Origin of the sequence: Corynebacterium sp. TAE3-ERU2, from assembly GCF_019209955.1 — a bacterium.
GTDB lineage: Bacteria > Actinomycetota > Actinomycetes > Mycobacteriales > Mycobacteriaceae > Corynebacterium > Corynebacterium megadyptis.
Window position 1 is genome coordinate 45,200 of sequence record NZ_JAHUTL010000006.1, and the last position, 12,271, is coordinate 57,470.

Genomic DNA, 12,271 nt, shown 5'->3' on the forward strand with positions numbered 1-12,271 from the left:
TGCGTCCTTTCCCTCTCCGGCGCGGGTGATCGCTGCGGTGGGTTAGCTGAGGGCGGCGAAGCCGCGCTCGAGATCAGCGATGATGTCCTCGATCGCCTCGATACCCACCGAGAGGCGGATGGTGGACTGGCTGATACCGGCCCGGCGGAGACCAGCCTCATCCGATTGCGAGTGCGTCGTAGAGGCCGGGTGCACCACGAGGGAGCGCACATCGCCGATATTCGCCAGATTGGAGTGCAGCTGCAGGGCGTCGATGAAGGCCCATGCCTCATCGCGGCCGCCCTCGATATCGAAGGAGAGCACCGAGCCGGTGGTGGCCAGGCCCAGCTTCTGCGCGGTGGCGTGGAAGGGCGAGGACTCCAGGCCGGCGTAGTTCACCTTGGTCACTGCAGGCTGGGACTCCAAGAACTGGGCCACGGCCAAGGCATTGGAGTTGTGGCGCTCCACGCGCAGACCAACGGTGTCTAGGCCCTGGGCGGTCACCCACGCATTGAAGGGGGAGGGGGCGGCACCGGTGTCGCGGAGCAGACCCACCCGAGCCTTGAGGCCATAGGCGGCGGGGCCGAGGTCCACATAGCGCAGGCCGTGATAGGCGGGGTCCGGGGTGACGAAATCGGGGTATTTGGGTTCACCGTTGTGTTCCACGGACCAATCGAAAGAGCCACCGTCGACAAGCACACCGCCCAAGCCGGAACCATTGCCGGTGTAGAACTTGGTCAGCGAGGCCACCACCACATCGGCGCCCAGTTCGAGCGGGCGGACCAGGGCTGCGGTGGCCACGGTGTTGTCCACGATCAGCGGCACCTTGTGCTCATGCGCCACCGCGGAGATGGCCGGAATATCCAGCACATCCACCTGCGGGTTGGCGAAGGTCTCGCCGAAGAAGGCCACGGTGTTGTCCTGTGCGGCGGCCGCCCAGGAGGCGGGATCGTCCGGATCCTCGACGAAGGTGACGTCGATACCCAAGCGCGGCAGGGTGATCTGGAAGAGCGTCTCGGTGCCGCCATAGATGCGCGGGGAGGAGACGATATGGGAGCCGGCGCGGGCCAGGTTGAGGATCGCGGCGGTCTCAGCAGCCATTCCGGAGGCGAAGAGCACGGCGTGTACGCCGCCCTCGAGGGAGGCGAGGCGCTCTTCGACGGCGGCCACGGTGGGGTTGGTCAGGCGGGAATACACCGGACCAAGGTCGGAGAGATCGAAACGCGCGGCGGCATGGGCGGCGTCGTCGAATACATAGGACGAGGTGAAGTACAGCGGCAGATTGCGGGCGCCGGTATCGGAGTCCACCGGCTGGCCGGCGTGGATCGAGCGAGTAGCAAAGCCCCACTCGGCCGCGTTCTCATTGTTGTACTTAGGCATTGATGGTTCCTCTCATCATGGATATATCGGGGACCACAACGCGGGACGGTTCGAGCCATCCGCCGGAGAACACAGTATGAGACAGCTTCGCCGCGAAGGAGGAACCATAGACCGCGGCGAGCGCTTGAAAAGAAATGACTTCCCAAGAGTCCTTAAGGGAAAGCGGAGAGCGTCGAATCCTCAGCGCCCCGCGTTGCGTTGTCAGCAACCCTAACGAACCGCTCGGTCTAGAGCAAGAGCTACGCGGCCGGCATGGGCGCGGTTAGGCGCGCTGAGCTGCGGCGATAAGATAGACAGCTTGGTATGTGAGTTAGCTCATTTTGGGGGTGATCGGCGATATACGAGACCCCGCCCCAGCCATCGATCGGCCGGAGCGGGGCGTCGGGTGCGGGTGTGGGTTTTAGGAGGTGGCGGGGCTCAGCGGCAGGTAGACGCGCTCGCCGCGCTCGGTGAACTCATCCGACTTTTCCTGCATGCCGGCCTCGATGGCCTCAGCCGAGGTGAGGCCGTGCTCCTGGGCATAGTCGCGCACGTCCTGGCTGATCTTCATCGAGCAGAACTTGGGGCCGCACATAGAGCAGAAGTGGGCGGTCTTGGCCGGTTCGGCCGGCAGGGTCTCATCGTGGAAGTCCAGCGCCGTATCGGGATCCAGGGCCAGGGCGAATTGATCGTGCCAGCGGAACTCGAAACGGGCGGTGGACAAGGCATCATCGCGCTCCTGGGCGCGGGGATGTCCCTTGCCCAGATCTGCGGCGTGGGCGGCGATCTTATAGGTGATCACGCCCGTTTTCACGTCATCGCGGTTGGGCAGGCCCAAATGCTCCTTCGGGGTGACGTAGCACAGCATCGCGGTGCCCGCCTGGCCGATGATGGCGGCGCCAATCGCGGAGGTGATGTGATCGTAGCCGGGGGCAATATCGGTGGTCAGCGGGCCGAGGGTATAGAAGGGGGCTTCATCGCACCAGTCCTCCTCCCAGGTGACATTTTCTGCCACCTTGTGCATGGGGATGTGGCCGGGGCCCTCGATCATCACCTGCACGCCATGATCGTGGGCGATGCGGGTGAGCTCGCCGAGAGTGCGCAGCTCGGCCAACTGGGCCTCGTCATTGGCATCGGCGATCGAGCCCGGGCGCAGGCCATCGCCGAGGGAGAAGGTGACATCATAGGCGGCGAGAATCTCGCAGAGCTCCGCGAAGTTGGTGTACAGGAAGGACTCGCGGTGCTCCTTCAAGCACCACGCCGCCATGATCGAACCGCCGCGGCTGACGATGCCGGTGACGCGCTCGGCGGCCAGCGGAATATAGCGCAGCAGCACCCCGGCGTGCACCGTCATATAATCCACGCCCTGCTCGCACTGCTCGATGATGGTGTCGCGGTAGATCTCCCAGGTGAGCTTGGTGGGATCGCCCTTGACCTTCTCTAGGGCCTGGTAGATCGGCACGGTGCCCACCGGCACGGGGGAGTTACGCAGAATCCACTCGCGGGTCTCGTGAATATTGTCGCCGGTGGAGAGATCCATGATGGTGTCTGCGCCCCAGCGGGTGGCCCACACCATCTTCTCCACCTCCTCCGCGATGGAGCTGGTGACCGCTGAATTACCGATATTCGCATTCACCTTCACCGCGAACTTCTTGCCGATGATCATCGGCTCGATCTCGGGGTGCTTGTGATTGGCGCAGATCACCGCCCGGCCCGCGGCCACCTCCTCGCGCACTTCCTCGGGGGTGAAGCCCTCGCGGTGGGCGATGAAGGTCATCTCCGGGGTGATGATCCCGGCCCGAGCCCAGGCCAGCTGGGTGCGCACCAGGGTGGTGGGCTGCGCCTCCGAGGCGGGGGCGGGGGCCGGGGTTTCCCACTGCTCGCGCAACGGCTCGAGGCCCTTCTTCAGATCCAGCTGGGGGTTGTCCTCGGTGTAGATACCGGAGGTGTCATAGACCTCAAAATCCGTGCCGGTGGTCAGCTCGATGGCCCGCGCCGGGATGCGCATGGTGGTGGTGGAGCCATCGGTGTTGGTGTGGGTGACCTCGCGGTAGGTCTTGTGACTGCGGTAGATGGGGCCGGTGGTCAGCTCGCCCGGTTCGGGCGCGGCACTGCGGGCCTTCTTGGCGGCAGACAGACGGGTAGTCATAAAAAATCCTTCCTACGCTGGCATGATCCAGACAGGTTCATACGGTCGACCCATGCGCTGGGTCCTCTCAGCGCGCAGCATCAGCGCACTCCCGTGGGTATGAGGTTGTATTTACTTAAGGCTATAGCACGATGGCCGCTCTGTCCTCGCTTTGGGCCATGACCCCCGCGCTACTCCTGAGTCGGCGGGGAACAGAGCGCCTCAGCGCGTGGCTAGTAGCAGTCCCAGCTATAGCCGACGCGGGAGAAGTCGCGGGCCTTAAGATCCGCCGCGGAGATGAAAAACGCCCCCACGCCGGCATCGCCCCACATCACCGGCCCCTCGCTATCGATCTGCAGCAGCAGCACATCGAGCTCATCTTCTGGGGTACGCAGGTCCGCTTGGGTGAAGAAGGGATAGCCGCCGATACGGTGCCCGCCGGCGGTGTGGCTATCGCGGAGCTGATCCACGAGCTCGTCGATATCGGCAGCATCCACCGTAATACCCAGCTCGTCTTCTGCGTCCTCCACCGCCTCCTCGAAGCGATGGTCCTCGGTGGAGATGGGTTGCTGGACGAGTGTGAAGTCCATCCCGGTGCCCTCGCTCCGAGTAAAGGGGGTGTGGGCTGCGGCGGGCAGGGTATAGGCGCTGCTGTCGACGGTGGAATCAAAGGATTCGCGGTAGATCACCCGGTGGTTATTGCGCCGGATATTGTCGAAGTCGTGCATGCCCAGCAGGTCATCGCCGCCGATGAAAAATTGCAGCAGGCCGGTGGCGGGCAGCAGATCATTAGCGGGAAGCTCGGCGAGATTGAGCTGCGCCAGAAATACCAGTGGCTCGCCATCCTGGCCCACCGGCGCCTCTTCGCCAGGGTCCAGATAGGGCTGGCCGCCCACGGTGCTGTCGCTCAGTGTCTGCGGGGTGCCGCGCAGCTGAATCTCGATAGAGGGGAGGGTGGAGTGTTCGGTGATATGCGCGAAGAGACGCTCGGATTCGCTGCTCATGGGGTCCTTTCCGCTAGGGCGCTCGCTCAATGACTGTGGTGCGCCTCATGCTAGGGTGCCGAGGCGCCCAGCGCTAGGGAACACGTGTACGAAGTCGAGGCGGCGGCGGAATACAATGGCCCTATGGCTCGAATAGCGATCATTGGGTGTGGCCCGCGGGGATTGGCGGTGCTGGAAAGGCTGACAGTTTTCGCCGAGCAGCGCGGCGTGCAGGATCTGTGTATCGAGGTGATCGAGGAGTACGCTCCCGGTTCCGGTGCGGTGTGGAATCCCGAGCAGTCGCCGCTCATGCTCATGAATACCGCCAGTGGGGAAGTCACGGCCTTCGTGGACGAGACCGTGGAGCTCAGCGGCCCGCTCTGCACCGGCCCCACCCTCTATGAATGGGCCCATAGCGCCGCCGCGGAGCCGTGGCTGGCGCTCGCCGGCGAGTGGGCACAGCAGGAAGCCGCGCAGCTTGCAGCCGCGGATCCCGCCAGCCGGCCCCTCTATGGCCTCTATCTGCAGTGGCGTTTCTCCCAGCTCAACGGCGCCGGCGTGCGGGTGCATACGCGCCGGGCCCGCCGCGTCCACCGCTTCGGGGAGGGCTGGCAGATCGACTTCGCCGATGCGGCGGAATCGATTCGCGTGGATGCCTGCGTGCTCACGCTCGGCCACATCCCCGCCCAGCTGCCGCCGGATGTGCGCCAGCTCGACGAGGCGCTAGCGCAGCTCGGGATCAGCAATACGCTGCACATCCACCCCGCTAATGCCGCCGACCACCTCGCGGAGTTGGAGACGCTAGAGCCCGGTGAGACGGTGCTGATTAAGGGCGTGGGGCTGTCCTTCTTTGACTATATGGCCGCCCTCACCGAAGGCCGCGGTGGCCGCTTCACCGCGGCGGGCTATGAGCCCTCGGGGCAGGAGCCGCATATCGTGGCCGGCTCCCCGAGTGGTCTGCCCTATCGCGGCAAGCGGAATCTGCTCCAGCAGTACACGCCGCAGGTGCTCACCCTAGAGGCGATCGCGGATCTCACCCCGCCGATCGATTTCATGCGCGATATCTGGCCGCTTATCACCGCCGAGGTGGAGGCCCACTATCCCGATGTGGATTGGCAAAAGATCATCGACCCCGCAGTGGACATGGGGCAGTGGCGGCAGTGGCTGCACACCTACCTCAGCGAGGACGCCTCCTGGTTTGACCCGATTCGCGATACCTGGCCGGTGATTGAGCAGGCCGTGGGTGCGGGGCGGCTCTCCGCGCATAGCTACTCGGCGCACTTTAAGGACTTCTTCACTGGGGTCAATAGCGCGAATCTGCAGGGGCCGCCGCAGTTTCGTCTCGCGCAGCTCGATGCGCTTATCGACGCCGGCATCGTCACCCTGCCCGGCCCCGGCTTTTATGTAGAACCCAGTGCCCCGCAGGGCTTTGTGGGCTATTCGCGGATGAACGCCACGCAGCGCTATCACAGCCGGGTGTGTATTGAGGCCCGCCAGCCCAATCCCGATGTGTCCGTGAGCGCCGATCCGCTCATGCAGCAGCTGCTGGCGGAGGAAGTGGCCATGGAGATGGTGCTGGAGGATGCCACGGGCACGGCCGCCACCGGGGCCCTGGCGATCTCGGAGGAGACGATGCGGGTGATACACCCCGCCAATGGCCAGCCCTGGGCCAGCCTCTATGCCTTCGGGATTTCGGTGGCGGGGCTGCACTGGCCGGTGGCGGAAACTGCCCAAGCCCGCAGCAATCACGGGATTTTGCGCCGCGCCGATGCAATTGCGGCCGATATTGCCGCCCGCTTTATGGCCTAGCGCGGGCGGGCAGCAGCCCAGACACGGCAAAAGCCCACCGCCGCGGAGGATGATCTCTGCGGCGGTGGGCCTTGGCGTTGTGCTTACTTCAGGGCGTCGAGGATCTCGTTGTAGCGAGCGACCGGACGCATCACAGCGTTGGCCTTCTCCTCATCGGGGGCATAGTAGCCGCCCAGATCAACGGACTCGCCCTGGACGTCGATGAGCGCCTGGTGGATCTCCTCGGAGGCCTCCTGCAGGGCCTCGGCGACCGGCTTGAAGGTCGCGGCGATCTCCGCGTCATCGCTCTGCTGTGCCAGCTCGGTGGCCCAGAAGAGAGTCAGCCAGAAGTGAGAGCCACGGTTGTCGTTCTCATTGACCTTGCGGGAGGGGGACTTGCCCTCGTTCAGCAGGGTCTCGGTGGCCTTGTCCAAAGCGGAGGCCAGCACGCCGGCCTTGTCATTGCCATTGGACTGCTGCTCGTGGCGGAAGGACTCGGCCAGAGCCAGGAACTCACCGAGGGAGTCCCAGCGCAGGTGGTTTTCCTCCACCAGCTGCTGCACGTGCTTCGGGGCGGAGCCGCCGGCACCGGTCTCGAAGAGGCCGCCGCCTGCCATGAGCGGCACCACGGAGAGCATCTTCGCGGAGGTACCCAGCTCGAGGATCGGGAAGAGGTCGGTGTTGTAGTCACGCAGCACGTTACCGGTCACGGAGATGGTGTCCTCGCCGCGACGGATGCGCTCCACCGAGTAGGTGGTGGCCTCGACCGGGGACATGATCTGGATATCCAGGCCCTCGGTGTCGTGATCGGCCAGGTACTTCTTCACCAGCTCGGTGAGGTTGCGGTCGTGGGCGCGCTCCGGGTCGAGCCAGAACACTGCCGGCATACCGGAGAGGCGGGCGCGGGTGACAGCCAGCTTCACCCAGTCCTGGATCGGGGCGTCCTTGGCCTGGCAGGCGCGCCAGATATCGCCGGCCTCGACCTCGTGCTCCATGAGCACCTCGCCAGCGGAATTAACGACCTGCACGGTGCCGTCGGCCTCGATCTTGAAGGTCTTGTCGTGGGAGCCGTACTCCTCAGCCTTCTGTGCCATCAGGCCCACGTTCGGGACGGTGCCCATGGTGGTGGGATCGAAGGCGCCATTGGCCTTGCAGTCCTCGATCACGGCCTGGTACACGCCGGCGTAGGAGGAATCCGGGATGACGGCGAGGGCGTCCTGCTCCTCGTCGTTCTTGTTCCACATGTGGCCGGCGGTGCGGATCATGGCCGGCATGGAGGCGTCGATAATCACATCGGAGGGCACGTGCAGGTTGGTGATGCCCTTGTGGGAGTTCACCATGGCCACGTCCGGGCCCTCGGCGAGAGCCTTCTCGAAGGCTGCCTTGATCTCCTCGCCACCCTCCACGGAGTCGAGGCCGTCCAGGATGGCGCCGAGGCCGTTTTCGCCGTTCAGGCCGTTGGCCAGCAGCACCTCGCCGTGCTCGGCGAAGACATCCTTGAAGAAGGCGCGCACCACGTGGCCGAAGATGATCGGGTCGGAGACCTTCATCATGGTGGCCTTGAGGTGAGCGGAGAAGAGCACGCCCTCGTCCTGGGCGCGCTGCACCTGCTCGGTGAGGAAAGCGTCCAGAGCCTTGGCGGACATGAAGGTGGCGTCCACCACCTCGCCCTCCTGGACCTCCAGGTTGTCCTTGAGTACCTGCTCACCCTCGTCGCTGACGAGCTTGATGGTGAGGGAATCGGCGGCGGGCATAATCACGGACTTCTCGTTGTGGCGGAAGTCGCCGGAGTCCATGGTGGCCACGTTCGTCTTGGAGTCGGCCGACCACTCGCCCATGCGGTGCGGGTACTTCTTCACGAAGTTCTTCACGGCAATGGGGGCGCGACGGTCGGAGTTACCCTCACGCAGCACCGGGTTCACCGCGGAGCCCTTGACGGCGTCGTAGCGGGCGCGGATGTCCTTTTCCTCATCGGTGGAGGGCTTTTCCGGGTACTCCGGCAGGGCGAAGCCCTTGTCCTGCAGCTCCTTGATGGCGCGCAGCAGCTGCGGCAGAGAGGCGGAGATATTCGGAAGCTTGATGATGTTCGCTTCCGGGGTCTTGGCTAGTTCACCGAGCTCAGCGAGAGCGTCATTGACCTTCTGGTCCTCGCCGAGATAGTCGGGGAACTGGGCGAGAATGCGTCCGGCGAGGGAAATGTCGGAGGTCTCCACATCGATGCCGGCGGTCGCTGCGAATGCCTCTACGGCGGGCTTGAGTGAGTAGGTGGCCAGCAGCGGGGCCTCGTCGGTGCGGGTGTAAATGATCTTAGCCATGCGTCTCCTATATATATGAGTTGAAGAAATAACAGTACAGCCGTCTACGATACCCGTTCTCTTTTTCTATGGGGGTAAAAAGGCGTCCGGATCCCACCGCCGTTCCCCGCCCGCCTGTCCGGATTGCATTGTGGCCATAAAGGTGTAGTGTCTCAACGTTCGTACTACGTGTTGCACCCCAGTGTGGGAAAGGAGAAGAGCTGTTGCTGCGTCGGACAAAGAGGCTGCCGCGCCAAACCGAGATCTCGGATGCTCGCCGCTATATCGTGATGGCCGCGTTCGCGCTCGGCGCCTTCGGCATCGGCACGACCGAGTTCGCCTCCATGGGTTTGCTGCCGCTGATCGCCACCGACTTCGGTATCAGCGAGGCCAAGGCCGGCACGGTCATCTCCGTCTATGCGCTGGGAGTGATGGTCGGCTCCCCGATGGTGGCGCTATTTACCGGCTTCATGCCGCGGCGCCGGCTGCTGCTTCTGCTCATGGCGGCGTTTACCATCTCCCACGCGGTCACGGTATTCAGCTCCTCCTATGCGATGCTGCTCATCACCCGCTTCGTCGCCGGCCTGCCGCATGGCGCCTACTTTTCCATCACCGCGCTGGCCACCGCTTCCATGGCGCCGGCGGGGCAGCGGGGCCGCTCCATCGCCTATGTGGGCATGGGCTTTTCGGTGGCCACGGTGGCCGGCGTGCCCGCCGCCCAGGCGCTGGGCTCGGTTTTCGGCTGGCAGATCGCCTATGCCCTAGTCGCGGCGGTGGGGCTGATTACCCTGGTGGCGCTGTGGTTCCTCATGCCGCATATGACCGAGATGCCGCCGACCAGCCCCCGCACCGAGCTCGGGGCCCTCGCGAAGGCGCAGATCTGGCTGACGCTGCTCATCGGCACCATCGGCTTCGGCGGCAACTTCGCCGTCTACACCTACATCACCTGGACCATGACGGAGCGGGCGGGGCTGAACCCGCACTGGATGTGGTTGGTGCTCATGGTCTACGGCTTCGGCCAGCTGCTCGGCAATGTCATCGGCGGCCGGCTCAGCGATTGGAACCTCGAAAAGGGCATCATGGGCGCGCTCAGCGCCTCGGCCATTCTCATGACGCTGTTCTATCTCGCCTCGCAGCATGTGTGGCTGGCCGTTCCCGTGTTCGTGCTCATCGGCACCGCCGCCAGCGCGCTAGTGCCCATCCTGCAGATCCGTCTCATGGACAATGCCGGCGAGGCGCAGATGTTGGCGGCCTCGCTCAACCACACCGCGCTCAACACCGCCAACGCCCTAGGCGCGGCGCTGGGTGGCGTGGTGATCGGCGCCGGGTTCTCCTATGCCGCCCCCGCGCTGGCCGGCGCCGGCCTGGCGGTGTTGGGTGTGTGCACCTGGGCGCTGGCCTATCGCCTGAAGCGGGCGGAAGACGCCAGGATGGCGTCGACAAGCGCCCAGCGCTAAAGGCGCGGTAGGGCAAAGGGGCGCATATCGATGCCCGGATCGCGGCCGGCGACGAGCGCGGTGACAATCTCGCCGGTGATAGGGCCGAGGGTGAGCCCGTGCATATTGTGCCCGGCGGCGACGATGACATTCGGCTGTCCGCGCACGGGGCTGATATAGGGCAGCCCGGTGGGGGTCATCGGGCGCGGGCCCGTCCATTCCCGCGAGACCGGGGCCGTGTCCAGACCAGTGATAAAGTGCGCGGCCTGTTCCCGCAGAAAATCCATGCGCTGGCGCTCGAAACGCTCCACGCGGAAACCGAAATCCATCAGCCCCACCACCCGGGCGCTGCCGCTCATCGGCACGATCAGCGTCTTGCGATGCAACCCCATGATGAGGCTGCGCGGCAGCGGATCCATCTCCACATGGAAGCTATAGCCGGTGCCCGGGGTGATAGCGGAGAAGCGCAGCCCTGGGATGCCGCGAAGCTGCCGGTTCAGCCAGGCGCCGGTGGAGACGACCGCCGTATCGAAGCCGATGGTCTCCACCCCGTCGCCGGTGCGGACGGTGGCGTGGGTGGACTCCAGCGAGAGCAGTTCGGTGTGGGGGGAGGATCGTCACCCCCATCTCGTTGAGGGCGGTGTGCAGCTCCGTGCAGAAGAGATCCGGATCGATATAGCGCTCGGTGGGGATGCGATAGCCGGCGGTGATCTCCTCGCCCAGCAGCGGCTCCTCCAGCTCGGCGCGGTTCAGAATCGGGCCAGGCTCCTCCAACCCGAGATGCCGGGCGCGCGCAACTTGGGCCTCGCGGAAGACACGCAGTGCTGCGGGATCGGAGTGCACATTGAGATAGCCCCAGCCGCCGCCAGCGAGGGAGATGCCATCGCGGTGAAAAGAGTCATAGGCGGCCATCGCCTGGCGCACCAGCTGATCCAGCGCGGCGGTATTGCGCTGTAGCCGCGACTCCGTGCAGTTGCGCAGGAATTGCAGGCCAAATACCGACAGCCGCGGCAGCGCCAACGGGGCGATGGTGAAGTAGTGGCGCTGCGAGAGCACGCCCTCGGCCAGCTGGGTGAGCAGCGCCGGCTCGGGCATGGGCAGCGCCTGCAGCGGGGTGATCTCCCCGGCATTGCCGCGGGCCGCGCCGGAGCCTATCCGGCCCCTATCGATGAGGGTGACCGCATGGCCGGCACGCGCCAGACTAAAGGCGGTACACAGCCCCACCAGCCCCGCTCCGGCGACGAGAACCTGCTGTGTTGCCATGATGAACCACCTTTCTGCCCGAGGATTTTGCGTGTGAAACTAATGCTACCGGCGGGGTCGGGGAGATGGCCACGATAGAATGGCGGGCTATGGCTATCACGATTTCTTCTGTCAACGTCAATGGCATCCGCGCCGCAGTAAAGCAGCGCTCCGAGGACAACCGCGGCATGCTCGCCTGGCTCGAGACCGCCGGGGTGGATGTGGTGCTCATGCAGGAGGTGCGCGCCGAGGACGCCCAGGCCCGCGCCGCCCTAGCCCCGGCCCTGGATTCGGGCTGGCATCTCGCCACCGCGCCGGCCGCCGCCAAGGGTCGCGCCGGGGTGGGGATTCTTTCCCGCTATGAGCTGGGCGATGTGCAGATCGGCATTCCCGGTTTCGAGGACTCGGGCCGCTTCATCGCCGCCACGCTTATCGACGCTCCCCTGGAGTCGCTGCGCGTCGGCTCTCTCTATCTGCCCTCCGGCGCGGCCGACACCGAGAAACAGGATGAGAAATACGCCTTCCTCGATTCCTTCGGCCCCCTGCTGGAGGAGCTGGCCACCACCCACCCGGACATGGTGATCGGCGGCGACTGGAATATCTGCCACCGCGCCCAGGATTTGAAGAATGACAAAGCCAATAAGAAGAAGTCCGGTTTCTTGCCGGACGAGCGGGCCTTTATGGACTCGGTCTTTGGCACCTTCCCCGATGGGGCAAGCCAGGTGGAGGCACATGGCAGCTTCGCCGGCGCGGTGAACTATTCCTCGGCAGCGCCGCTGCGGCAGCCCGCCACCGATCCCGCCTGGTTCGATGTGGCCCGCCGCCTCGAGGGCGATGTGGACGGCCCCTATACCTGGTGGACCTACCGCGGTAAGGCCTTCGACACCGACGCCGGGTGGCGCATCGACTATCAGGCGGCCACCGCCGCCATGCTGCAGCGCGCCGAGCGCTGCTGGGTGGATAAGGCCGATGCCTATAATCTGCGGTGGTCCGATCACTCGCCGCTGAATGTGCGCTACGCGGTGTAGTGGCGGGAGGTAGGCGTCGACAAGCCTAAGAGAG

At 65.1% G+C, this 12,271-nt stretch carries 9 protein-coding genes and 1 riboswitch; of the genes, 3 read left to right on the forward strand and 6 right to left on the reverse strand.

Features of this window, described 5'->3' with window-relative positions; all coding sequences use genetic code 11:
- Positions 1–42: 42 nt before the first annotated feature.
- The 3 genes from KRX12_RS09095 to KRX12_RS09105 form a co-directional block, all read right to left on the reverse strand.
- Positions 43–1,359, reverse strand: coding sequence for an O-acetylhomoserine/O-acetylserine sulfhydrylase (locus tag KRX12_RS09095; RefSeq protein ID WP_218366422.1), 1,317 nt, complete (start codon positions 1,357–1,359; stop codon positions 43–45).
- Positions 1,360–1,759: 400 nt separating this feature from the next.
- On the reverse strand, positions 1,760–3,487 hold the full coding sequence (thiC, locus tag KRX12_RS09100; RefSeq protein ID WP_218366423.1) for a phosphomethylpyrimidine synthase ThiC: 1,728 nt from the start codon (positions 3,485–3,487) through the stop codon (positions 1,760–1,762).
- A riboswitch (TPP riboswitch) is annotated at positions 3,480–3,592 on the reverse strand. It overlaps the preceding gene by 8 nt.
- A 107-nt stretch (positions 3,593–3,699) precedes the next feature.
- Positions 3,700–4,470 (reverse strand): YwqG family protein, encoded by a 771-nt coding sequence (locus KRX12_RS09105; protein ID WP_218366424.1) that lies wholly within the window; start codon positions 4,468–4,470, stop codon positions 3,700–3,702.
- A 123-nt stretch (positions 4,471–4,593) separates the two neighbouring features.
- Here KRX12_RS09105 and KRX12_RS09110 point away from each other — a divergent pair, with 123 nt between their 5' ends.
- Positions 4,594–6,258, forward strand: a complete 1,665-nt coding sequence (locus KRX12_RS09110) for an FAD/NAD(P)-binding protein (protein WP_218366425.1) — start codon at positions 4,594–4,596, stop codon at positions 6,256–6,258.
- An 83-nt stretch (positions 6,259–6,341) separates the two neighbouring features.
- Here KRX12_RS09110 and KRX12_RS09115 read toward each other — a convergent pair whose 3' ends face one another.
- Positions 6,342–8,552: an NADP-dependent isocitrate dehydrogenase gene (locus KRX12_RS09115; RefSeq protein WP_218366426.1), complete on the reverse strand. Its 2,211-nt coding sequence runs from the start codon at positions 8,550–8,552 to the stop codon at positions 6,342–6,344.
- Positions 8,553–8,755: 203 nt separating this feature from the next.
- Here KRX12_RS09115 and KRX12_RS09120 point away from each other — a divergent pair, with 203 nt between their 5' ends.
- A complete protein-coding gene (locus KRX12_RS09120) occupies positions 8,756–9,988 on the forward strand; it encodes an MFS transporter (protein ID WP_151529558.1) in 1,233 nt (410 codons plus the stop codon).
- Here KRX12_RS09120 and KRX12_RS09125 read toward each other — a convergent pair.
- Together KRX12_RS09125 and KRX12_RS09130 are read right to left on the reverse strand one after the other, a co-directional pair.
- On the reverse strand, positions 9,985–10,515 hold the full coding sequence (locus KRX12_RS09125) for an FAD-binding oxidoreductase (protein WP_218366535.1): 531 nt from the start codon (positions 10,513–10,515) through the stop codon (positions 9,985–9,987). The genes KRX12_RS09120 and KRX12_RS09125 overlap by 4 nt on opposite strands.
- Positions 10,400–11,230 (reverse strand): FAD-dependent oxidoreductase, encoded by an 831-nt coding sequence (locus KRX12_RS09130; protein WP_218366427.1) that lies wholly within the window; start codon positions 11,228–11,230, stop codon positions 10,400–10,402. The genes KRX12_RS09125 and KRX12_RS09130 overlap by 116 nt, the downstream gene beginning before the upstream one ends.
- Before the next feature lie 95 nt (positions 11,231–11,325).
- On the opposite strand from KRX12_RS09130, the gene KRX12_RS09135 reads away from it, so the two are divergent.
- On the forward strand, positions 11,326–12,237 hold the full coding sequence (locus KRX12_RS09135) for an exodeoxyribonuclease III (RefSeq protein ID WP_218366524.1): 912 nt from the start codon (positions 11,326–11,328) through the stop codon (positions 12,235–12,237).
- Positions 12,238–12,271 lie beyond the last annotated feature (34 nt).

Excerpts from the sequence above, each read along its gene's own strand:
- KRX12_RS09095 (WP_218366422.1), bottom strand. The coding sequence starts at position 1,359 with ATGCCTAAGTACAACAATGAGAACGCGGCCGAGTGGGGCTTTGCTACT.
- thiC (WP_218366423.1), bottom strand. The coding sequence starts at position 3,487 with ATGACTACCCGTCTGTCTGCCGCCAAGAAGGCCCGCAGTGCCGCGCCC.
- KRX12_RS09105 (WP_218366424.1), bottom strand. The coding sequence starts at position 4,470 with ATGAGCAGCGAATCCGAGCGTCTCTTCGCGCATATCACCGAACACTCC.
- KRX12_RS09110 (WP_218366425.1), top strand. The coding sequence starts at position 4,594 with ATGGCTCGAATAGCGATCATTGGGTGTGGCCCGCGGGGATTGGCGGTG.
- KRX12_RS09115 (WP_218366426.1), bottom strand. The coding sequence starts at position 8,552 with ATGGCTAAGATCATTTACACCCGCACCGACGAGGCCCCGCTGCTGGCC.
- KRX12_RS09130 (WP_218366427.1), bottom strand. The coding sequence starts at position 11,230 with ATGGCAACACAGCAGGTTCTCGTCGCCGGAGCGGGGCTGGTGGGGCTG.